The following is a 22,307-nucleotide window of genomic DNA, read 5'->3' as shown; positions in this document are numbered from 1 at the left end:
ATGGCCGCATCAGGCAAGGACGAACGAATGGCTTCCACGGCAGGCACCACACCGCGGAAAGGCGAATTGTCGAGCAGCCGGCTTCTCGAGCTCGCGGCTGACCTTTTCCGCGAGCATGGCTACGCCGCCACGACCATGCGGGACATCGCCGACGCCGGAGGAATGAAGGCGGGAAGCCTCTATTATCACTTCAGTTCGAAAGACGAGATTCTCGACGGCGTCCTGGAGCGCGGCATCGGCGAAGCCATCAAGGGCTTTGAAGAGGCGATGGCCGCCCTCCCCGCCGACGCCACGTTCGACGCCCGGATCCAGGCGGCGACGACCGCGCATCTGAAGACCGTGTGGGAATACGGAACCTATACGGTGGCGAGCCGGCAATTGCTCAAGCACATCCCGGAATCCCTGCACGACAAGCATATCGGCATGCGGCGCCGCTACGACGATCTCTGGCGAAACCTGCTTCACGACGGTGTGGAAGCCGGCATCCTGGCAGGCGACGCCGACCTCGGCCTGACGCGCCTGTTCCTCCTGGGGTCGCTGAACTGGACCAGCGAATGGCTGGACCCCGAGAAGAAGTCCTTCGAGGATCTCGGCGCCATGGCGGCCGAGCTCTTCCTGAACGGCATGCGCGCGGCGCCGCGCAAATGAGGGCGTCGGCTCAGGCCCTGATCAATCTGTCCATTCCGGATGTCGAACAGGCCTACGCCGAACGCGACGCGATCCTCTATGCGCTCGGGGTAGGCGTCGGCGGCGACCCGACATCCCCGGCGCACCTCGCCTACACCTATGAAGACGGCCTGAAGCCCCTGCCGTCGATGGCTGCGGTCCTCGGCCACCCGGGTTTCTGGCCGCGCGATCTCGACACGGGCCTGGACTGGGCGCGCATCGTCCATGGCGAGCAGACCTTGCAGATTCACCGCCCCCTTCCCGCGCGTGGCGTCGTCAGGTCGCAATCCCGCATCAAGGGCGTCCGGGACAAGGGCGAGGGCAAGGGCGCAATCGTCGCCTATGAGCGCACCCTGACCATCGACGGCCGGCTCGCCGCCACCGTCGGCCAGACTCTCTTTTGCCGGGGCGACGGCGGGATCGGCTCTGTGGGCGAGGAGGCGTCGGCCATGACGTCGACGCCTGACCGGCCGCCGGAACACAGCTTCGAACTGCAGACCCTGCCCCAGACCGCCCTGATCTATCGCCTGAGCGGCGACCTCAACCCTCTTCACGCCGACCCGAAGGTGGCCCTCTCCATCGGCTTCCCCAAGCCGATCCTGCACGGTCTGGCGACCTATGGCGTCGCCGCCTTCAGTCTTCTGACCGAGCTGGACCTTCCGCCGGAAACCCTGGGCCGGCTCGACTGCCGTTTCAAAGCCCCCGTTTTTCCCGGCGAACGGCTCGCAACCGACCTCTGGCGCGAACAGGATCGCGTCCATTTCCAAGTACGCGCCGTCGACAGGGACCTTGTCGTTCTTTCGCACGGCCTGGCGGAGTTCATTCATGACCCACACCAAGCCTGACCAGGAGTTCCGGGCGCACCTTGCGGCCGGCCGCTTCATGATCCAGCGCAGCGCCTCCAGCGGCGCCCATGTCTTCTATCCGAGAGTGGCTGAACCCGGCACGGGCCGGCAGGATCTGGAATGGGTCGAGGCGAGCGGCGGCGGGGAGATCTACGCCCTGACCATCGTGCATCCACGCCCGCCGGAAGCCCCCTACAACGTCGCCATCATCGCTCTGGACGAAGGCCCTCGCCTCATGAGCCGGATCGAAGACGTCGCGCCCGACGCGCTGAAGATCGGTCAACGCGTCATCAGCCGGATCGCCGACCTGCACGGCGCCCCCAATGTGGTGTTCGATCTGGCCTGAGGCCTCTTGCCATCCCTCCACGCGCGCACTACCAAACGTTTGTTAGTTTCTAGCGCAAGCGCGCCGCGCGGCCCTATGCCGACGGCAGGAGGATGCAGACGTGAACCAGGACACCCGCAAGGGCGAGTTCCTGTCGATGGTGCAGGATTCGGCCCAGGCGTTCGTCGATGATCACCACCGGCGTGATCGTCTGAAGAACCCCTCCCCGTCCCTGTGGACCGGACTGGTCGACATGGGGCTGACTGCGGCCCTCCTGCCCGAAGACGACGGCGGGGCGGATATTGGCGCGGCCGGCGCCGTCCAGCTAGCTCGCCTGTTCGGCCGGACCCTGCTCCCGGAGCCCTTCGTCCAGTTGGCCCTGGTTCCATCCGTTCTCGTCGCCGCCATGCCGGCGGGGAGCCATCGCCAGGGCGCGGTGGACGGTTTGACGGCAAGGGGCGACGCCTCGGCCCTGTGCTGGCAGGAAGCAGGCGACGCAATCGACGCCTGGCCGAGCCGCACCCGGCTGACGGCGGGGCGTCTTGCGGGAGAAAAGCAGCTCTCCCCCCTCGCCGACCGCCTCTTCGTCGTCGCCGAAGCCGACGGAGACCCTGTCCTGACCGCTATTCATTGCGGCGACGAAGGCATCAGCGTGAAGACGCGTCGCGATCTGGCCGGCGGCGCGATCGCCGACATCCTCTTCCGCGACGCCCCGACGTCGGAAATCGTCCTGAAGGGTCCGGCTGCGCGTCAGGCGGTGCAGCGCGCCCTCGCCATGGGGGCGCTGGCGACGGCTGCTCAACTCCTGGGGGTCGCGGAGGGTCTGAACGCCCTGACGCTGGACCATCTCGGCGTGAGGCGACAGTTCGGCCGCCCCCTGGGCGGCTTCCAGGCCCTGCAACATCGCGCCGTGGACCTTCACATGGCGACCGCCCTGGGCGAGGCGTCGGTGGAACACGCCGCCGCCCTCTATGACGCCGATCCGGACGGCGCCGCCGCCTTGGCGGCGGTCAGCGCCGCCAAGGCGCGGGCCTGCGAGACGGCCGCTCTGGCGAGCCGTGAGGCGATCCAGATGCATGGGGCGATCGGCTTCACCGAAGAATCAGACGTCAGCCTTTTCGTCCGGGCTGTTCTGGGCCTCACGCCTCGCTTCGGCGGCGCCCTGGCGCACCGCCGAAGATTCCTCATGCTGGGAGGCGACATTGATGCCTGACGCTTTGCCGACGACCTCCGACGAGGCCTTCCGCCTGCGCTTCCGCCACTGGCTGGAAGCCCATTATCCCTCGGCCTGGCGACAGGACAGCCTTCGGCCTTTCCGACGCCTTCGGGGCGACCAGGTGCGGGCATGGATCGACATGCTCAATGCGGGCGGCTGGCGCGCGCCGTCATGGCCCCAGGCCTACGGCGGCCTGGGCCTGACCTTCGCCCAGCAGGTGATCTACGCCGAAGAGCTCGAGCGCATCGGCGCCGCGCGGGTCATCGACCTCGGCGAAGTTCAGCTGGGTCCGACCCTCATGCTCCATGGGTCCGAGGCGCAGAAGAAATTCTACCTCCCGAAGATTCTCTCGGGCGAGCACCTCTGGTGCCAGGGCTATTCCGAACCAGGGGCGGGCTCCGATCTCGCCTCCCTCTCGACGACGGGCGTGATCGACGGCGACGACATCCTCGTCACAGGCCAGAAAATCTGGACGACCCACGCCAATGAATCCACCCATGTCTTCGCCCTTGTCCGAACCGCTCGGAAGGAGCGCCGTCAGGACGGCATCACCTTCCTGCTGATCCCGATCGACACGCCAGGCGTGACCGTGCGGCCCATCAACAACCTCGCCGGAGAGGATGAGTTCTGCGAGGTGTTCTTTGACGCAGCGCGGGTCCCTCTTTCCCAGATCGTCGGTGAGATCGACCAGGGATGGTCGGTGTCGAAATCCCTGCTCGGCTACGAACGAGTCTGGATCGGAAGCCCGGCCCTCGCGGCCCGGGCGCTGACGCTGAGCCGCGCCCTGCTGGAGGCGGGCGACGCCGAGGGCGAACTCCGCGATCGCTATGCGCGCTGCGCCGTCGACCTGCATGACATACGCGCCCTCTACAGCCGGATATGCAGGGCGATCGGCGAGGGACACGAACCCGGCGCCGAAGTCTCCATGTTGAAAATCCTGTCGTCCGAGCTGCAGCAGCGCGCCAGCGAACTGAACCTGGACCTGGGCCAGGGCCGGGTCGCCGTCGAAGGCGCCTGCGAGGTCGGCGGCGTGCCGGTCGACCTGGCCTGGCAATATTACATGTCGCGTCCGCAGGCCATCTTCGCCGGGACCAATGAAATCCAACGCAACCTGCTCGCCAGAGCGGTGCTGGGAATGCCGTCATGACCTCCTCTGAAATCGTCCCCCCGCCGCTGAGCGGCCTGAGAGTGCTCGACCTCACCCGGGTGGTCGCCGGTCCGTTCGCGGCCCAGACCTTCGGCGACCTGGGCGCCGACGTCATCAAGGTCGAACGGAAGGGCGAAGGCGACGACGTGCGCCGCGTCGGCCCGCCATGGATGAAAGACGGCGATGGAGAGGACCTCGAGGAATCCACCTACTTCCAGAGCGTGAACCGCAACAAGCGCTCCATCGCCCTGGATTTCGCCGTCCCCGAAGGCGCCGAAGCCCTGCGTCGGCTGGCCGCGATCAGCGACATCCTGATCGAGAACTATCGTCCGGGCACCCTCGCCCGCTACGGCCTCGGCTATGAGGACCTTCGCGCCGTAAACCCTCGCCTGATCTATTGCGCCATCTCCGGCTTCGGGCAGGAGGGCCCCTATGCGGATCGTTCCGGCTACGACTACCTCATCCAGGGCATGGGCGGCGTCATGAGCGTGACCGGACCGCGCGATGGAGAGGACGGGGCCGGACCGGTCCGTGTGGGCATCCCGCTCGTCGACATCTTCGCTGGCATGAACGCGACCATCGGCGTCCTGGCCGCCCTGCAGCATCGCCACCGCACCGGCGAGGGCCAGTTGGTCGATATCTCCCTTTTCGATTCCCAGGTTTCGTCCCTGCTGAACACGGCCTCGGCCTGGCTGAACGCCGGAGCGGAACTCGGCAGAACGGGCAACGACCATCCGAGCGCCGCGCCCTACGGCGTCTATGAGGCCGCGGACGGTCACGTGATCATCGCCACCTTCAATGATCGGGAATTCAATCGGCTGGCCGACGTCCTGGGTCAACCGGAGTGGAAGACCGATCCCCGGTTCGCCGCCAACGGCGCACGCGTGCGCCATCGCGCCGCCATCAAGGCCGCGGTCGGCGACATCATTCGCACGCGACCGCGCGCCTGGTGGGTCGAAACCCTCAACGCCGCCAAGGTCTCCTGCGGCCCGATCAACGCCATGTCCGACCTGGAGCATGATCCTCATGTCCAGGCCCGCGACACGATCATCGCTCTCGATCACCCCCAGCTGGGCCCCGTGAGGACCATCGCCAGTCCGCTACGGCTGTCGCGCTCTCCCGTCGCCTATCGACGGGCGCCGCCCCTGATGGGGGAGCACACGCAGGAGGTCCTCTCCAGCCTGCTCGGCCTCGATCCGATGGCCCTGGCGACGCTGCGCGACAAGGGAGCGATCTGATGCCTGCGGCGCTGCACTTCCCCCACGCCCCCCTGCCGCCGGAGACGGAAGCGCTCCGCCTGGAGGTTCGCGCCTTTCTGGCGGATCATCAGGCCAGCTGGAGCGCCCGATCGGTCGCCCAGTCCTGGGTCGGTTTCGACCGGGACTTCACCCGCGCGGTCGGCGCCCGCGGCTGGATCGGCATGACCTGGCCCACGGCCTACGGCGGCCAGGACCGATCCATGCTCGAACGCTATGTCGTTCTCGAGGAGATGATGGCCGTCGGCGCCCCCATCGGAGCCCATTCGACGGGCGATCGTCAAACCGGTCCGCTCCTGCTGCGGCTGGGCACAGAGGACCAGAAGCGGGCGGTCCTGCCTCGCCTGGCCAGGGGCGAGATCTCGATCTGCGTCGGCCTCAGCGAACCGGACGCAGGATCCGACCTCGCCGCCATCCGGTCGCGCGCCGAGCCCGCTCCGGGCGGATGGCGCCTCAACGGGCGCAAGATCTGGACCACAAACGCCCATCAGTCGGCCTATATGCTCGGTCTTTTCCGCACGGAAGGGACCGCGAGCGATCGCCAGAAAGGCCTGTCGCAACTGCTGGTCGACCTCTCGTCGCCCGGGATCGAGATCCGGGGCATTCGGGACCTGTCGGGGCAAGCCCATTTCAACGAGGTGACGTTCGACGACGTCTTCGTTCCGGACGCGGGATTGATCGGCGAGGCTGGCGACGGCTGGGCCCAGGTCACCGCCGAACTGGCCTTCGAACGCAGCGGGCCAGACCGGTTCATGAGCGCCTTTCCCCTGCTGGACCGCTTGGCCCGGCACCCGGCCTGCGCCGCCGACCGGGGCGTGAGAAGCCAGATCGGTCAGGCGCTGGGCGACGTGGCTGTGCTTCGCTCCATGTCTCTGTCCCTGGCCGAGCGGCTGTCTCGCGGAGAAACGCCCAACCTCGAGGCTGCGGTTGTGAAGGAATTGGGCGTCTCATTCGAGCAGTCCGTGCCCGAATTGGCGCGAACCCTTCTCGCCGCCCTTCCTGAGGACGCCCCTGCGCCGGCGGACCTGGTGGCGCTGCTTCAGGCCACGCTGGAGATCGCCCCCACCTACTCCCTTCGCGGCGGCACGCGGGAAATCATGCAAGGCATCGTGGCGCGAGGATTGGGTCTGAGATGAGCGAATTGGACATCGGCGAACTGCTTTCGGATCAGATCCGACGGCTCATGGACGAAGCGGGCCCGGCGCCGGACGGAGCCGGCCTCTGGTCAAGCCTTCTGGATCTCGGCCTCGACCGCGCCATGATCGGCGAAGAGGCGGGCGGACAGGGCCTGGCATGGACAGATGTCGCCGCCCCCCTGGTCGCCTGGGGCGGCTATGCGGCGCCCGCCCCGCTCGCCGAAGTGCTGATCGGCGGATGGCTTCTGGGTCAGGCCGGTCTCCCCGCCCCTGAAGCGCCCGTGGTTCTGGGCGGCGGCGTCCCCGTCCCGCCCGGCGCCTGGACCCTGACATCCCATAGCGGCGATGGCAGGGATATGCTGTCTCTGATCTCGCCTGAAGGGTTCACGCAGACGCGTCCTGTCGCCGTCGGCCTGGCGCGGGCGGCCCTCGCGGTAGCGACAGCCGCACAGATCGCCGGCGCCCTCCAGCGCGCGCTGGAGCTGAGCATCGACCACGCCGCCTCGCGCGCGCAGTTTGGCCGACCGATCGGCAAGTTCCAGGCGGTTCAGCGGCTCGCTGCGGATCTGGGTCTTGAAGCGGCGGCCGCCCGCGCCGCCGCCGATTTCGGCTTTCGTCTGCTGCCGCGCGATCCCATCTTGGCCGCCGGCGTCGCCAAGAGCCGTGCGTCGCGCGCCGTCAGGATCGGCGCAGCGTGCGCACACCAGATCCACGGAGCCATCGGCGTGACCGAGGAATATCCCCTGCATCGCCTGACGATGGCCATGTGGCGATGGCGGGACGTCGCCGGCGGCGAGGTCGCCTGGGGCGACGCCCTGGCGCGGCGCTACCTGCCGACCACGGATCGGCTCTGGCCGAGTCTGGTCGCCGACTGGGATCAAGAGGCCAAGACATGAGCGTCAGGGGAAAGCGGATCATCATCACCGGCGCCGGTTCAGGGATTGGCGCCGCCGCCGCCCGAATGCTCGCCGAGGCCGGCGCCGAACTCGGGCTGGTCGATCTTGTCGAGGCCGAGACCCGCGCCCTGGGACGCGTACTCAATGCACATGCGTTTCAGGCCGACGTAAGGGACGAAACCGCGGTGGAGACGGCGGTCAACGCCGCCGTCCGCGCGCTAGGCGGCCTGGACGGCCTGGTGAACTGCGCCGGAACAGCGACTGTCCAGACGCTCGAGAACACCTCCCTGACGGACTGGCGACGCCTGGTCGACACGAACATGACAGGGGTCTTCCTCACCTGTCGCGCCGCCATCCCTGCGCTACGGGCTTGCGGAAAGGGAGCGATCGTCAATCTCGCCTCGGCCAGCGGCCTGACCCCCTCCTTCGCGGGGGCGGCCTACAGCGCGAGTAAGGCGGGCGTGGTGATGCTGAGCAAGGCCCTGTCCCGGGAGCTGGCCCCGACAATCCGCGTCAACGCCGTCTGCCCCGGGGCCGTTCGCACCCCGATGTTCTCGCAGATGACCGGCGAAGCGATCGAGGCCGAAACGGCGGTAGGGGCGGGCTACGCCCTGGGTCGGATCGCCAGCCCCGAGGAGATCGGAACGGCGATCCGCTTTCTGATCGGAGACGACAGCGCCTTCATCACCGGCGTGGCTCTGGCCGTCGACGGCGGGCGCAGCTTCCACTGATCAGAGGTGGAAGCCGCCGTCCACGACGAGGCTGTGCCCCGTGACATAAGCCGCCCGGGACGAGGCCAGGAAGACCGCCGCGTCGCCGATCTCCTCAAGCCGGCCGAGCCGGCCGAGCGGAACGGCCGCAATCGTCGCATCGACGAACTTGTCGTTGATCTGACCCGCCGTCATCATCTTGTCGAACAGACCGCCGTCCAGGACGCCCAGCGCCACGCCGTTCACCCGCACGCCGAAGCGGCCCTCCTCGCGCGCGAACCCCTTCACCATGGACTCCACGCCGGCCTTGGGCACGACCGAGAGTCCGTCCTTGATCGGCCAGCGGTAGAGTCCGGTGGTGTGGATGGCCACGGCGGATCCCCGCGAGCGCCTCAAGGCCGGAATCGCCGCATGCATCAGGGCGAAGAAGGCCAGGGTGTCGCCCGTGAGAAAGCCGGCGAACTCCTCGGGCGTGACCGAGGACAGGAATTTGAAGGGCAGCATGGGCCCGGCTGCATAGATGACCGTATGGATGGCGCCGGCCGTCCCCTCAACCTCGGCGACCAGATCCGCGACAGCCGCGTGGTCGGTGAGATCAAGCGCGAGACAGCGGGCGCTCCGCCCTAGCGCGCGAACAGCCTCGGCCGTCGCTTCGGCGGCCGCATGGCTCGATCGATAGGTCAGGACCACATCGGCCCCGTCCGCCGCCAGGGCGCGGGCGACCGCGCCGCCGACCCCGCCCCCCCCGCCGATCACGAGAGCGACTCCGGTCTCGAAGGCCTTGTTGCGCGTCATGTTTCGGTCTCCCCCTGACGCAGCGAATCCCGCAGCGCCGGCTTGTTGATCTTTCCGCTGGGCAGGATGGGCAGGCTATCGACGAAGACGACGCGGCGCGGCCGCTTGTATCCGGCGATAAGCGTGCGGCAGTGGTCGACGACATCGGCCTCGGTCAGCGTGCTGCCGGGTCGTGTCACCACCGCCGAAAGCACCGCCTCGCCCCATTTGGCGTCAGGGACGCCGACCACCGCCGCCCCAAGGACGTCGGGGTGGGCGAGGATGGCGTCCTCCACCTCGCGGGAATAGATGTTCTCGCCCCCAGAGATGATGACATCCTTCTTGCGGTCGACCAGGTAGGCGTAGCCCGCAGCGTCCATGTGGCCGACGTCGCCGGTATGCAGCCAGCCGTCGCGCAGGGTGGCCAGCGAGGCGGCGCTGTTGTTCCAGTAGCCGCGCATCACGACCGGGCTCCTGATGCAGATTTCGCCGATCTCCCCGGCCGCCAGACTGTGGTCGGCCTCGTCCAGAATGGCGATTTCGCAACCGATGAAGGCGTGACCGATCGAATAGAGGCGCCGACGCGCCGTGGCGTCTTCGGACAGCGAATGGGCCGACACCGGCAGAAGCGTTCCGATCCCCTCGGTCTGTCCGTACATCTGCTGGAAAATAGGTCCAAAGACGCTCAGGGCCCGATCCAGAAGCACGGGCGGCATGGGGGCGGCCGAATAGAGCAGGGTTCGCAGACTCGAGATGTCCCGCGTTTCGATATCGGGACAGTCGAGCAGCCCCTGGACGAGGGTCGGCGCCATATGCGTGGCGGTGATGCGGTGCGTCTCGATGTCCGCCAAAATAGCTGCGGGATCATAGGTCCTGTGCAGATAGACCACGCCGCCCACCCATTGCTGAGCCAGGGCGATCGCCTTCGCGCCGATATGGAACAGGGGCATCATCAGCAACGTGCGATCCTGCCCCCCCAGCTGCATGGCTGCGGCGATGATGGAGGCGGTGGCCACTTCGGCCTTGTGCTCCAGCATGCACCCCTTGGGACGACCGGTGGTGCCGCTGGTGTAGATCAGATAGCAGAGGTCGTCCGGACCAGGCGGCGGAAGGTCAGGACCGCTCGCCGCCCCGCCTTCGAGAAAGGCGTCCCAGGATTCCGCCCAGTCGAGGGCTTCGCCGACGACGACGAAGCGTTCAACCCCTTCCAGAGCCGCGCGGATGGCCGCGACCTGATCGGCGAAGACGCTTTCAAAGATCAGGATCCTGGCGCCGCTGTCCTCGATGATGTGGCGCATCTCCATTGGCGCCAGCCGGAAGTTGACCGTCGCCGCGACAAAGCCGTGGAGCTCGCAAGCGCCGTAGACCGTCGCCAGCTCCAGGGAGTTCATCGACAGGACCGCAACGCGATCCTGTCGCTCCATGCCAGCCTGATGTAGCGCTGACGCCAGTCGCTGGGCCGACGCCAGGAACTCCCCATGGCTCAGGCTTCGCCCCCCGCATACGAAGGCGGGTTCGTCAGCGTAGCGCAGCGCGTTGCGCAACAGCATGTCCCGAAGGGTGGTGTCCGGCGTTTGCAACGGGTTCAGGCCCCCATGTGGAAGCCGCCGTTCACCGACAGCCTCTGGCCGGTGATGTAGGAGGCGCCGTCAGACAGGAGGAAGCAGACCGGGGTCGCGGCCTCGTCCGGGAGAGTGAAGCGTCCCAGCGGGATCTTGGCCAGATAGGCGTCGCGGAATTTCTCGCCGCGCACCGTCTCCGTCATCGGCGTCTCGACCACTCCGAAGGCCACCGAATTGGCGCGAATGCCGAACCGCGCCCATTCTCGCGCCGCGCTCATCGTCGCGCCCAGCATGCCGGCCTTGGCCGCGCCGTAGTTGATCTGGCCGAAGGTGCCCTGGACGCCTGCGTCCGACGAAATATTGACGATCGCCCCGGCCACGGGATCGCCCGCCTTGACCCGCGCGATCATGGTGCGTCCGACGGCCTGGGTGAAGAGGAAGGCGCCGGTAAGGTGAACGCTGACGACGGCGTTCCACTCGTCGAGGGTCATCTTCTCGATCAGGGCGGTGCGCGTGATCCCCGCATTATTGACCAGACCGTGAAGCCCGCCGAAATGCGCGTCGGCGTCGGCGACCGCCGCCGCCACGAATTCGGGATCGGCCACGCTGCCGACATAGGCCTTGGCGCGGTCGCCCAGCGCCGCCTCGACGGCTTTCAGGGCCTCGTCCTGCAGATCAACGAGCGCCACCCTGGCGCCAAGGCTCACCGCGCGTTCAGCGATCGCCCGGCCGATGCCCTGGGCGGCGCCGGTCACGACGATGGTCCGGCCTTCAAGAGACATGGGATTTGCGGGCAGGCCTGCAGGCGAGGCCGAAGGCGTGGGAACAGCGGCCATCTCAGCGCCCCGTGTAGTCGGGCTTGCGACGTTCGCGCATGGCGGCGATCGCCTCGCCATGGTCGGCGGTGATGCTGGCCATGGCCTCATAGGCCATGCCGACGTCCATCATCTGGTGCGCCAGCTGTTTGAGGCCGATGTTCATGGTCACCTTGGACCAGCGGATCGCCTTGGTCGCGCCGGCCGCCAGACGGTCGGCGTAGGCGTCCACAGCGGCGTCGAGTTCTTCGGCCGGCAGGGAGAAGTTGATCAGCCCCATGGCGGCGGCCTCGGGCGCGGGCACCAGGTCGCCCGTGAGCAGATAGTGTTTGGCGCGAGCGTAACCGATCATCTGCGGCCAGATGATCGCGCCGCCGTCGCCGGCGACCAGGCCGATCTTGACGTGGGGATCGCCCAGGCGAGCGGTGTCGGCCGCAAAGATGATGTCGCAGAAGAGGGCCACGGTGGCGCCGAGGCCGATGGCGTCGCCGTTCACCTTGGCGATCACCGGCTTGTCGCAGTCGATCGCTCCGAAGACGATGCGTTTCGCCTCCCGCACGGCTTCGGAGAAGCCGTGCGGATCGTTCCTCATCGCCTCTATGTGCGACAGGTCGCCGCCCGCGCTGAAGGCGCGTCCGGCGCCGGTCAGGATCAGGACGTCGGTGTCGGGATCGGCGGCCACATCCGGAAAGAGATGCGCCAGTTCCGTATGCAGGGCGCCGGCGATCGCATTGAGCTGATCGGGGACGTTGAGGGTCGCGGTGAGGACCTTGCCCCGACGCGAAAAGCTGATGGATTTATAGTCTTCGAAGCGCACGATGGTCTCCTTGAAGTCAGAGGGCGGCTGCGCCGCCCAGGATCAGAGTAGCTTGGCTGGACAGGGTGCCCCCGTTGCCGTGGGCGAGCGCGATTTCAGCGTCGGCGATCTGGCGGTCGCCCGCCTCGCCCCTGAGCTGGCGCACGGCCTCGACGATGGCGAGCAGGCCGTACATGCCGGGGTGGGCGTAGGACAGGCCGCCGCCGTTGGTGTTGACGGGCAACACGCCTCCCGGCGCGATCGCGCCGCTCGCCACGAAGGGGCCGCCCTCCCCCTTCTTGCAGAACCCCAGGTCTTCCAGGAACAGAAGGGTGTTGATGCTGAAGGCGTCGTAGAGCTGCACCACATCGATGTCAGCCGGTCCAAGCCCGGCCATGGCGTAGGCGCGTCGCCCCGAGGCCGAGGCCGCCGTCGCCGTCAGGTCGGGCATGGAGGCGATGTCGGAATGCCAGGTTTCGGCCGCCCCGCCGAGGACATAGACCGGGCGTGCCGCATGGTCCTTCGCACGGTCCGCCCGGACGAGAACGACGGCCGCCGCCCCGTCGGTGATGAGACAGCAGTCGCGAACCGTCAGCGGCGTGGAGACCATGCGTGCGGCGAGCACGTCGTCGATCGTCAACGGCCCCCGGGCGAAGGCTTCCGGGTTGAGATTGGCCCAGGCCCGGGCCGACACCGCCACTGCGGCCAGGTGCTCCCGCGTGGTGCCGAACTCATGCATGTGACGCGAAGCCGCCAGGGCGTAGGACGAAAGCGGATTCAGGGGGCGATAGGGGGTCTCGTAAGGCGACGCCTGCCGCATCGACACCAGGCCGCCGGCGCCCGTACGCTGGTTGCTGCCGTGAACGACGAGCGCAACGTCGCAATAGCCGGCGTCCAGAGCCAGGGCCGCCATGACCACATGGCTCATGAAGGCGGACCCGCCGGTCCGGTTGTTGTCCGTGAAGGCCGGACGAATTCCGAGATACTCGGCCACGCCGAGACCGGAGAGCGCGTCGTTCGAGGTGCAGACGAAGAGGCCGTCGACCTCGCCGAGCCCTATGTTCGCCTGTTTGAGCGCCGCCAGGCCGGCCAGGGCCGCCATGTCGTTCGGCGTATAGCCGGGAGCCTCCCCGACGCCGAAGGTGGCTGCGCCGACGATTGCGGCCGCTCCACGCGGAAACTGATCCATTGACGCCTCCCCGGCTGTCTTCGCAGCCTCGTCGTTGACGCTAACCAGCGCCACGGTTTCTGTCTATCGTTTGTTAGATTTATTTGAAAAGAGGCAGTCGCCGCTCAAAGAAGGCGCCGATCGCCTCGTGGAAATCCTCCGACCCCGCCGCCGAGACGAAACCCGCCGCCTCGTCCTCCATCTGCGCGACGAGCGGCTTGTCCCCCGCCGTCCGCAGCAGGCGTTTGGTCGAGACGATCGCCTCACGCGGTCCGTCGCAAAGACGATCTGCGATCGCCCGGGCCTCGGCCTCCAGTTGGTCGGCCGGGAAGACGGCGTTGACCAGGCCGAGCCCCAGGGCCTCGGAGGCGGACAAGGTCTGCCCCAGCAAGGCCACGCCCATGGCGCGCCGCAGGCCGAGGTGGCGCACCAGGCTCCAGGAGCCCGAGCAGTCCGGACTGGCCGCGACCTTGAGATAGGCCATGTCGAAACGTGTCGTGTCGGCGCAGACGGCCAGATCGGTGGACATCGCCAGACTCATGCCCCCGCCCGCCACGGCGCCGTGAAGCACGGCAAGCGTAACGAGACGGCTGTCCGCTAGCAGGGCGATGGCGCGATGAAGCGGGTGGATGAGCCGCAGGGCGGCCGAGGGCGCCTCCGCCCCCGCCTCCCTGAAATAGGCCAGATCGCCGCCCGCCATGAAGGCGCGGCCCTCGCCGCGGACGATCACCACCCTGACAGAATCGTCAGCGGCCGCCCGTTCGGCCGCAGCGAGAAAGGCCTCGGCGAGCGCGGGATCAATGGCGTTGAGACGGTCCGGACGGTTGAGGATGATCGAAACCACGCCGCCGTTCTGGCGGTAAAGGACAGGATCGCTCATCGTCGCCTCCAACCAGCGCCGACAAGTCGTCCGCGCCTTCCAATTACATTCAAAGACGTTTGACACCTGTCGAACGTTCGTTAGATTTAACGCGCATACGACGACGGTTGCAAGTCGATCGTCGACGAGATTCATCGGGGAGAGTGTCCATGGCGTCCGAACTGTTGTCGGAAGAGGTTCTCATGCTGCGGGACAGCCTACGGCGGCTTCTCGACGACATCGCACCGCCCGAAACCATCGCCCGGTGGGACCGCGAAGACCGCCTGCCTCCCGAGCTCATTCACGGCCTCGCCGAATTGGGCGTCTGCGGCCTGGCGGTCCCGGAAGAGCATGGCGGACTGGGTGTGGACGTGCCCGCCCTGCTCATGGTGGTCGAGGAGTTGGCCCGCCGCAGCATGGCTCTGGCCGGCCTCTATGTCATGTGCGTCAGCTACGCCGGCCTCAACCTGGGCGAACTCGGCAGCCCCGACCAGAAGGCCCGCCTCCTGCCCCGCGTGGCCGAGGGCCGCCTCCTCTTCGCTCTCGGCCTGTCCGAACCGGACGTCGGCGCCGACCTCGCCGCGGTGGCCACGCGCGCCGAGCGCTCTGGCGACAAGATCATCGTCAACGGCGTGAAGCGCTGGTGCTCCGGCGCGGAATTCGCCGACTACATCTACACCCTGGTGCGCAGCGGCCCGCCCGAGGAGCGGCATCGCAACCTCTCTTTCCTGATCATCCCCCGGGATGCGCCGGGCGTCAGCATGACCACGACGGAAACCATGGGCGTGCGCGGCGTGCCGACCAACGACGTCGTCTTCGAGAACGTCGAGGTCTCGGTGCGCGACGTCATGGGCGAGGAGGCTGGCTGGAACCAGGGGTGGAGCCAGCTCGCCGGCCCGACGCTTGAGGTGGAGAAGCTGCAGCCCTCGGCCATGGCCATGGGCCTTGGCGAGGCCATGGTCGAGGAAGCCTGGCTCTACAGCCAGGAACGTTCCCAGTTCGGCAAGCGCATCTGCGGCCACCAGGCGGTGCGCCACACGCTCGCCGACGTTCAGACCCGTCTGAGAGCCTGCCGCCTGATGCTCGACCACGCCGCCGGCCTGGTGAAGCGCGGCGAGCCGAGCGCCGTACAGACCTCCATGACCAAGCTCTTCATTGCAGAAACCATTCGCGGCGTGGCTCTCGACTGCCAGACGGTGATGGGCGCCTACGGCTACGCCCAGGGCTTCGCCATGGAGCGGTACGTCCGCGACGCCCTGGTCCTGCCGATTTTCGGCGGATCCTCGGCCATCCAGCGGTCCAACATCGCCAACCTGATGCGGCTGCCGCGGGAATGAAGGCCGCCGATCGACCGGTCGTCCCGGCAGGCGACATATTGCGCCTGTCCCGCCTCGACGAGACCCGGTTCCGCGCGTCTGACTTCCAGCGCAATCACAGCCAGGCCATATTCGGCGGCTGTTTCCTCGGGCAGGCGATCATCGCCGCCCGGGCCACGACGCCGGATCGACCGCCTAGCGTGATGTTCGCCCGCTTCCTGGCGGGCGGCGACCCTGACCAGCCCGTGGACTACGAGGTCGAGACCGTTCGGGACGGACGCTCATTCTCGGAACGACGCGTCACCGCCCGTCAGGGCGACGGGCCCCTGGCCTTCGAGGCCATGATCAGCTTTCACGCGCCTGAGGACGGCGTCTCGCACGCTCGCCCGCGATCGTCGGTCGCGGACACGCCCCAGGACCTGCCCCGTCTGGCAGACCTCGGCCGCCTCTATCCGGACGAGATCGCATCGGCGGACGCCGAAGGGGTCGGCGGCCTCAGGGCCATCGATGCGCGGCTGTTGCAGCCGCATGACTATTTCACCCACCCCGCGGAACCGCACGGACGTTTCTGGCTTCGCGGCGTCGGCGTCGCCCCCGACACCTGCGGCTACGCCGCCGTCGCCTTCCTCTCGGACTTCATGTTGCCTGTAGCGGCGATGCTGCCTCATACCCGTTCGGCCTTCGACGGCGGCTTCACCAGCGTGAGCCTGAACCACGCGATCTGGTTCCACGCCCCTGTGCGGGCCGACGACTGGTTTCTCCATGAATCCGAAAGTCCCTGGGCGGGTCAGGCCCGGGGATTGAGCTTCGGCCGCCTGTACGCCAGCGACGGCGGCCTCGCCGCTTCCACCTCCCAAGAACTGTTGATCCGGCGCCGCTAGCGCCAAAGGAGCCCCCATGGCCGAGGCCTATATCGTATCCGCCGTCCGCACCGCCGGAGGCCGCCGCAACGGAAGGCTGAAGGCCTGGCATCCGGCGGACCTGGGCGGCGCTGTCGTCGACGCCGTCCTGGACCGCGTCGGCGCCGATCCGGCCCTTGTCGATGACCTGATCTTCGGCTGCGTCGGACAGGTCGGCGAGCAGTCCCAGAACGTCGCCCGCAATGTGGTGCTCTCGTCGAATCTCCCGGACACGGTTCCCGGCGTCTCCGTCGACCGTCAATGCGGTTCGTCCCAGCAGGCCCTGCACTTCGCGGCCCAGGCCATCCTGTCCGGCAACGCCGACGCCGTCATCGCCGGCGGCGTCGAGAGCATGTCACGGGTGCCCATGGGCCTGCCTTCGGCCCTTCCGGCGGAACACGGGTTCGGCGTGTCCCGCGGCATGCGCATGGCCGCCCGCTATCCCGGCGTGAAGTTCAGCCAGTTCGACGGCGCGGAAATGATCGCCGCCAAACACGGATTGACCAGAGAGGCGCTCGACGCCTTCGGCCTTGAGAGCCACCGGCGCGCCGCCGCGGCCGCCGGGGCGGGCCGGTTCCGCGAAGAAATCCTGCCGCTCGACATCGAAGGCGTCGACGGCCTCGAGATCCATGAGACGGACGAAGGGATCCGTTACGACGCCAGCCTTGAGGCCATGGCCCAGGTCAAGCTTCTCAAGGACGGCGGGCGCCTCACGGCCGCGACGTCGAGCCAGGTCTGCGACGGCGCCTCGGCCCTGCTCGTCGTCAGCGAGGCGGGCCTGAAGGCCCTGGGCCGCCCGCCCCTGGCCCGTATCCACCACATGTCGGCCTTCGGCGGCGATCCGGTCATCATGCTTGAGGCGCCGATCGAAGCCACGCGACGCGCCCTTTCACGGGCGGGACTGCGTCTGGACGACATCGACCTTTACGAGGTCAACGAAGCCTTCGCCTCCATTCCTCTGGCCTGGCGCAAGGCCCTCGCCGCCGATCCCGACAAGCTCAACGTCAACGGCGGCGCCATCGCGCTGGGTCATCCGCTGGGCGCGTCTGGCGCCAAGCTCATGGCGACGATGATCCATGAGCTCGGCCGACGCGGCGGCCGCTACGGCCTGCAGACCATGTGCGAGGGCGGCGGCATGGCGAACGTCACGATCATCGAGCGGCTCTGACACGGCTTGCCGGAAGGTCGCCTTCAATGCGGCTGGCTGCGGCGGCGATCGCCGCAGCGGCCGCGACATAGGCGATCGGCGCAATCATCAACGCCAGTCGAAGACCGTCCACGCCGCGGCTGGGCGCAAGGCCGTCGCTGACGGCGCCGACGATCAGCGGGCCGAGTGAGGTGCCGAGGCCGTGAATGATGAAGACCATCACCGAGGCGGTCAGGGCGCGCATCTGCACCGGCGCCATGGTCTGGGCGAAGGCGTAGCTCGGCCCCATGTAGAGCGATCCCAGGAAGAGCGGCGCCGCCAGCAGGACCAGCAGGCCCAGGCGGCTGTCCGTGTTCAGGGCGAAGTAGAGACAGGGCGCGCTGACCGCCAGGCCCAGCCCGGCCAGGATCAGGGTGCGACGCGGGCTGTTCCAGCTCGACACCCACCCGCCCACGAGGACGCCGGCGCCGGCGGCCAGGCCTGTGACGACGCCGATATAGGCGCCGGCGTCGGCGATGGAAAAGCCACGAACGCGGACCAGGTAGCTTGGGCCGAAGGTGATGATCGCGGATGTCCCGAGCGTGAACAGGGCGCCGCCCAGCGCCAGCCATTTGAACGATCTCATACGCCAGAGCGCGACCAGGGCCTCGCCGAGCGTGGCCTTGACCTCGACCCGGCGCACTTCGTCGCTTTGCCCGCGCCTCGGTTCCTTAAGACCGATCAGCATCGCCGCCGTGAGGGCGAGGCCCGCCATCCCCGCGAGCACCAGGGTCTGGCGCCACCCCATGGCTTCGACCAGGCGCCCGCCGAGGGCGAGGCCGCCCATGACGCCGAGCGCGCCGCCCGCCTGGAAGACCGCCATGGCGACGCCGCGGCGGCGTAGCGGGAAATAATCCGCCAGGATCGCCTGGCTGGGAGGCACCGCCCCCGCCTCGCCGACGGCCAGGCCGATGCGGGCCAGGGCCAGATGGGCGAAGCTCTGGCCCAGAGCGCCGGCAGCGGTCATCAGGCTCCAGAAGGCCAGGGCGCCCGACACGACCAGCTTGCGCGACGTCCGATCCGCCAGTCGCGCCAGCGGCAGGCCGAGCAGCGAATAGATGACCGTGAACATCACCCCGCCCAGGAGCCCCACCTGGGTGTCGGACAGAGCGAACTCCGCACGAATGCTCTCCAGCATGATGAAGGGCAGCTTGCGGTCGATCAGGCTGAAGGCGTTGACGAGGGTCAACAGCAGGAGGGCGAGCCAGGCGGCGCTCGTCGTCCGCGTCAGTACGGCGCTGGCGGGATTGCTCGCAGTCATCGGACCTCTCGGTTGGCGTGAAAATGTCCGGGTCGGGCGCGGCCCGACCCGGCAGTCGGGAGGCGGCTAGAGGCCGGGGAACAGAAGGGCGCCGTTCTCGACGAAGAACTTCCTGGCGTAGGTTGGATCGAGGCGATCCAGCCACTTCTGAAACTTGCCGACCGGATCCCGGCTTCCCTCGAGATGGGGATAGTCGGTGCTGAAGACATAGATTTCCTCCATGCCGTAGCGGTCGATCATCAGGGGCAGGTTCTCGTGATAGAAGGGCGCCACGCGCACGTTGCGGCGCACGTATTCGCTGGGCTTCATCGGATAGGAGCGGCCGACCTTGGCCAGGAATCCCGTCCAGAGGTCCATGCGCTCCACGCACGGGCCCACCCACCCCGAACCATATTCGATGATGCCTAAACGCAGGCGGGGGAAGCGCTCGAAGACCCCCCCCATGACGAGGATCTGCAAATAGAGCTCGGCGGGCATGTGAGCCACGAGCATGAAGTAGGGGCTGATCGCCTCCTCGCCGCCAGGGCGCGAGGCCGGGGTTCCCTTGAGAGTCTCCGCCTGGCCCCATTCCCGTCCCGGCAGGATCGGATCGGCCGCCTCGCCGCTCAGCATGCCGCCGCCGCCCAGATGCAGGGTCACCGCGACATCGGCCTCCTCGAGGCGCCGCCAGAAGGGATCCCAGGCCGAATGGGCGGGGGAAAGGCCGGCGGGCGGCGCAGCGCAGGGCAAGGTGACGAGTTTCGCTCCGCCGCGGATCACGCGGTCGACCTCCTCGAGCGCCCAGGCGATGTCGCCCATGTTGATCATGCAGGCGACCCGGGCGCGACCTCCGGTCTGCGCGCCCCAGGCCAGGGCCACGTCGTTGTAGCGGCGACAGGCCGCGCGGGCCGAGGGCGAATCCACCCGAAGCTCCTTGCCGAAGGTGTTCTGGAAGACCAGCTGCGACCGCAGGCCCATCATCTCGAGCGCTTCCACCCGTTCTTCGGCGCGTGAGAAGGAGGCGCCCAGGGCGCTGATGCCCTTGATCGACCAGATATCCTCGCGATTCTGCGCCCGGCTGGCCCTGTCTTCCTCCGAGCCGAAATAGGCGGCGATATAGTCGGAGATGGGATCGCGCCCCAGGTCTCCAAGGATTTCGCGCATGAGGTCGGGCTCAGGATAGACGTGGCCGTCCGCGTCCAGGCGCTCGCCGAAGAAAGGGTCCTTGGGCGGCGTGAGAATTTCGGAAACGCTCATTCGGAACGTCCTTCCTAGAGATCAAATTTGAGGGTGAAGGAGACGAAGCGCGGCCGCTGGTAGGCGACAAAATCACCCAGGGCCGACGTGAACATGTTGGAATAGACCGCCTCGTCCGTGAGGTTTTCGGCGGAGACCAGCGCAGACCACCGCCCGCTCGGCGAGGTCCAGCGCGCCGAGGCGTTGACCAGGGCGTAGTCGGGCTGAACGATACGGTTGAGCGGGTCCGAGTACCACCGGGCACTGCCATAGGCGTCGGCGCCAAGGCGCAGGTCGCCGCCGTAGAGCGGCAGGGTGTAGTCAAGCCCCAGGCTCCAGGTCCATTCCGGCGACCGCGAGGGGCGATTGCCGCTCACGTCGCGCACCACCTGCCGGTTGCCGGCCGGCGCGCCGTTGAAGAAGAGGGCCGGATCCGGCTCGAGCACCACCGCATCGGGGAATTCGTCATACCGGGCGTCAAGCAGGGACCCGCCGAACCTCAGATTCAACCGATCCGTCAGCGACGCCTCGATATTGGCCTCCAGTCCCTGAATGGTCGACTGGGCCGCATTGGACAGGGCGAAGGTGGTCGCGCCGTTGATGAACAGGGGGACGGTCACCTGCAGGTCCTGATAGTCATAGTGATAGGCCGCAAGGCTGAGCCGCGTCCGCTGCGCCAGATCCGTCTTGAGCCCGATTTCAAAGGCGTCGACATATTCCGGATCCGCAGGCACGGACGCTCCGACCGCCGAGGTCGAGTTGAACGTCCCGCTCTTGAAGCCCCGCGTATAGGAGGCATAGACGTTAGCGTTCCTGGCGAACTGGTAGCGCGCGACCAGCCGGGGCGAGATATCCGACCACTGGTCCTCGCCTTCCGCGGCGACCACCGTCGGCGTCCTCTGGTTGAAGCGGGCGCTTCGTTCCTCACAGGAGGCGCGCAGGCCCCCGGTCAGGAAGAGGCCGGTCACCGGTTCGAAGACCAGTTCGCCGAAGACCGAAGCGGCCTGGGCCTTTTGCCGACCCGCAAAATTGGTCGCCCCCGAGATGAAGGGATCCAGCACGGATTCGTTCGAGAAGAGATTGCCGCCGAGCGTCCAGTTCCAGCGCCCTCCCCCGCTCGAGGCCAGCACCGCCTCGAAGCTGTAGGTCGACGCCTTGAAGGTCGTGTCGTTGCCGGAGACGGCCGCGGAGGTGTTGTCGGAATCCGTGAGATTATACTGGCTGGCCTCGCTGTAGGCGAGGACGGCGCGCAGGTCGAAGCCCGCGAATTCCCGGCTGTAGTGGAGATCGGCGGCGAAGGATTCGCCCTTGGAGATCGGGATGAACTGGGTCGCCGTCGTCCAGGGCTCGCTCGGCGTCACCGACCCGGGAACCCGGCGTCCCCGGCTGTTCCCGGCCAGGGGTTGTCCGGACTGGTTGGTGTTGTCGCGTCCATCCTGATAGCTGAGCCCCAGCCACAGGCGGCTGGCGTCGTCGATGTCGAACACCAGCTTCGTCCGGGCGGCGAGGAGCTCGCGGCTGCCGCTGTCCTTGTTCAGGAAGATGTTGCGGACGAAGCCGTCGTCCTGCAGCGCCGTGACCGCCAGATTGGCGCTCAGACGCTCGGTCAGCGGCCCGGAAACATAGCCCGCGGCCTTCCAGTAGCCGAAATCCCCGGCGGACAGGGCGATGGTCAGGTCGGGATCCGCGTCCGGCATCCGCGTGGTGATATTGATGGCGCCCCCCGCCGCATTGCGGCCGAACAGGGTGCCCTGCGGTCCCTTCAGGACCTCGATCTGCTCGACCCCCTCCAGTTCGAACAGATTGCTGAACTGCTCGGGCCGATAGACGCCATCGATATAGATGGCGACGCTGGATTCGTCGCCCTGGCTGCCGTTGCGCGAACCGACGCCGCGGATGGTCGGCTGGGCGAACTGGTTGGAGCGCGCAAAGACCAGTCCCGGAGTGACCGTCGTCAGGTCCTCTGTCGAAACGATCCCGGCGTCTTCAAGGCGCTCGCTGGAGAGAGCCGTCACCGAAATAGGCACGTCCTGCAGGCGCTCCGACCGGCGCTGCGCCGTCACGACGATGTCGTCCAGGGTGGACGGCCCGTCCGACGGCGCCGGTTGCGACGTCGAAACAATATCCTGCGCCAGGACGTTTCCGGCAGACAGAACGCAAACACCACTGACAGCTCCAAGTAGCAGATACTTCATGTCTTCTCCCCTTGATTGCTCTTGTTTGACGAGCATTGGGGTTAGACTTCGGCATATCTAATGC

General features: G+C 67.6%; 21 protein-coding genes. 12 read left to right on the top strand and 9 right to left on the bottom strand.

Features of this window, described 5'->3' with window-relative positions:
* The 9 genes from ACI2KI_RS00185 (at position 1) to ACI2KI_RS00145 (ending at position 8,218) form a co-directional block, all read left to right on the top strand.
* Complete coding sequence (locus ACI2KI_RS00185; protein WP_292082396.1) at positions 1-648, top strand: TetR/AcrR family transcriptional regulator; 648 nt, start codon at positions 1-3, stop codon at positions 646-648.
* On the top strand, positions 645-1,511 hold the full coding sequence (locus ACI2KI_RS00180) for a MaoC/PaaZ C-terminal domain-containing protein (RefSeq protein ID WP_292082395.1): 867 nt from the start codon (positions 645-647) through the stop codon (positions 1,509-1,511). The genes ACI2KI_RS00185 and ACI2KI_RS00180 overlap by 4 nt, the downstream gene beginning before the upstream one ends.
* Positions 1,492-1,857 carry a Zn-ribbon domain-containing OB-fold protein gene (locus ACI2KI_RS00175; RefSeq protein WP_292082394.1) on the top strand — a complete coding sequence of 122 codons (366 nt, stop codon included), beginning with the start codon at positions 1,492-1,494 and terminating at the stop codon, positions 1,855-1,857. The genes ACI2KI_RS00180 and ACI2KI_RS00175 overlap by 20 nt, the downstream gene beginning before the upstream one ends.
* Before the next feature lie 100 nt (positions 1,858-1,957).
* Complete coding sequence (locus tag ACI2KI_RS00170; RefSeq protein WP_292082392.1) at positions 1,958-3,049, top strand: acyl-CoA dehydrogenase family protein; 1,092 nt, start codon at positions 1,958-1,960, stop codon at positions 3,047-3,049.
* A complete protein-coding gene (locus ACI2KI_RS00165) occupies positions 3,042-4,199 on the top strand; it encodes an acyl-CoA dehydrogenase family protein (protein ID WP_292082391.1) in 1,158 nt (385 codons plus the stop codon). Before ACI2KI_RS00170 ends, ACI2KI_RS00165 begins: the two co-directional genes overlap by 8 nt.
* A complete protein-coding gene (locus ACI2KI_RS00160) occupies positions 4,196-5,437 on the top strand; it encodes a CaiB/BaiF CoA-transferase family protein (RefSeq protein WP_292082390.1) in 1,242 nt (413 codons plus the stop codon). Before ACI2KI_RS00165 ends, ACI2KI_RS00160 begins: the two co-directional genes overlap by 4 nt.
* Positions 5,437-6,591, top strand: coding sequence for an acyl-CoA dehydrogenase family protein (locus ACI2KI_RS00155; protein WP_292082389.1), 1,155 nt, complete (start codon positions 5,437-5,439; stop codon positions 6,589-6,591). Before ACI2KI_RS00160 ends, ACI2KI_RS00155 begins: the two co-directional genes overlap by 1 nt.
* Entirely contained in the window at positions 6,588-7,487 is a 900-nt protein-coding gene (locus tag ACI2KI_RS00150) for an acyl-CoA dehydrogenase family protein (protein ID WP_292082388.1), read from the top strand. The genes ACI2KI_RS00155 and ACI2KI_RS00150 overlap by 4 nt, the downstream gene beginning before the upstream one ends.
* Positions 7,484-8,218 carry an SDR family NAD(P)-dependent oxidoreductase gene (locus ACI2KI_RS00145; protein WP_292082387.1) on the top strand — a complete coding sequence of 245 codons (735 nt, stop codon included), beginning with the start codon at positions 7,484-7,486 and terminating at the stop codon, positions 8,216-8,218. The genes ACI2KI_RS00150 and ACI2KI_RS00145 overlap by 4 nt, the downstream gene beginning before the upstream one ends.
* On the opposite strand, the gene ACI2KI_RS00140 is transcribed toward ACI2KI_RS00145, so the two are convergent.
* From ACI2KI_RS00140 to ACI2KI_RS00115, 6 genes are all read right to left on the bottom strand, one after another.
* Positions 8,219-8,992 carry an SDR family NAD(P)-dependent oxidoreductase gene (locus ACI2KI_RS00140; RefSeq protein WP_292082386.1) on the bottom strand — a complete coding sequence of 258 codons (774 nt, stop codon included), beginning with the start codon at positions 8,990-8,992 and terminating at the stop codon, positions 8,219-8,221.
* Entirely contained in the window at positions 8,989-10,551 is a 1,563-nt protein-coding gene (locus ACI2KI_RS00135; protein ID WP_292082385.1) for a class I adenylate-forming enzyme family protein, read from the bottom strand. Before ACI2KI_RS00135 ends, ACI2KI_RS00140 begins: the two co-directional genes overlap by 4 nt.
* 5 nt (positions 10,552-10,556) lie before the next feature.
* The gene (locus ACI2KI_RS00130; RefSeq protein ID WP_292082384.1) at positions 10,557-11,369 is read right to left on the bottom strand and encodes an SDR family NAD(P)-dependent oxidoreductase; all 813 of its coding nucleotides are present in this window, start codon (positions 11,367-11,369) and stop codon (positions 10,557-10,559) included.
* Between the two features lies 1 nt (position 11,370).
* Positions 11,371-12,165 (bottom strand): enoyl-CoA hydratase-related protein, encoded by a 795-nt coding sequence (locus ACI2KI_RS00125; RefSeq protein WP_292082383.1) that lies wholly within the window; start codon positions 12,163-12,165, stop codon positions 11,371-11,373.
* Positions 12,166-12,181: 16 nt separating this feature from the next.
* The gene (locus ACI2KI_RS00120; protein ID WP_292082382.1) at positions 12,182-13,333 is read right to left on the bottom strand and encodes a thiolase; all 1,152 of its coding nucleotides are present in this window, start codon (positions 13,331-13,333) and stop codon (positions 12,182-12,184) included.
* Positions 13,334-13,412: 79 nt separating this feature from the next.
* Positions 13,413-14,192, bottom strand: coding sequence for an enoyl-CoA hydratase/isomerase family protein (locus tag ACI2KI_RS00115; protein WP_292082381.1), 780 nt, complete (start codon positions 14,190-14,192; stop codon positions 13,413-13,415).
* A 149-nt stretch (positions 14,193-14,341) separates the two neighbouring features.
* Between ACI2KI_RS00115 and ACI2KI_RS00110 the strand changes: the two genes are divergently transcribed.
* The 3 genes from ACI2KI_RS00110 to ACI2KI_RS00100 are packed head-to-tail and all read left to right on the top strand — an operon-like array spanning position 14,342 to position 17,554.
* Complete coding sequence (locus tag ACI2KI_RS00110; protein WP_292082380.1) at positions 14,342-15,508, top strand: acyl-CoA dehydrogenase family protein; 1,167 nt, start codon at positions 14,342-14,344, stop codon at positions 15,506-15,508.
* 38 nt (positions 15,509-15,546) lie between these two features.
* The gene (locus ACI2KI_RS00105) at positions 15,547-16,368 is read left to right on the top strand and encodes an acyl-CoA thioesterase II (RefSeq protein WP_292082379.1); all 822 of its coding nucleotides are present in this window, start codon (positions 15,547-15,549) and stop codon (positions 16,366-16,368) included.
* Between the two features lie 16 nt (positions 16,369-16,384).
* Entirely contained in the window at positions 16,385-17,554 is a 1,170-nt protein-coding gene (locus ACI2KI_RS00100; protein ID WP_292082378.1) for an acetyl-CoA C-acetyltransferase, read from the top strand.
* On the opposite strand, the gene ACI2KI_RS00095 is transcribed toward ACI2KI_RS00100, so the two are convergent.
* From ACI2KI_RS00095 to ACI2KI_RS00085, 3 genes are all read right to left on the bottom strand, one after another.
* Positions 17,538-18,833 (bottom strand): MFS transporter, encoded by a 1,296-nt coding sequence (locus ACI2KI_RS00095; RefSeq protein WP_292082377.1) that lies wholly within the window; start codon positions 18,831-18,833, stop codon positions 17,538-17,540. The two genes, ACI2KI_RS00100 and ACI2KI_RS00095, sit on opposite strands and share 17 nt — an antisense overlap.
* A 66-nt stretch (positions 18,834-18,899) precedes the next feature.
* Positions 18,900-20,069 (bottom strand): amidohydrolase family protein, encoded by a 1,170-nt coding sequence (locus ACI2KI_RS00090; protein ID WP_292082376.1) that lies wholly within the window; start codon positions 20,067-20,069, stop codon positions 18,900-18,902.
* Between the two features lie 14 nt (positions 20,070-20,083).
* Positions 20,084-22,243, bottom strand: a complete 2,160-nt coding sequence (locus tag ACI2KI_RS00085; RefSeq protein WP_404616739.1) for a TonB-dependent receptor — start codon at positions 22,241-22,243, stop codon at positions 20,084-20,086.
* Positions 22,244-22,307: the final 64 nt, after the last annotated feature.

Origin of the sequence: Brevundimonas sp. NPDC046655 (assembly GCF_044901625.1) — a bacterium.
In the GTDB taxonomy this organism is placed as follows: Bacteria; Pseudomonadota; Alphaproteobacteria; order Caulobacterales; family Caulobacteraceae; genus Brevundimonas.
The sequence above is the reverse complement of the archived record's forward strand: the minus strand, read 5'-3'. Positions and strand labels throughout refer to the sequence as shown.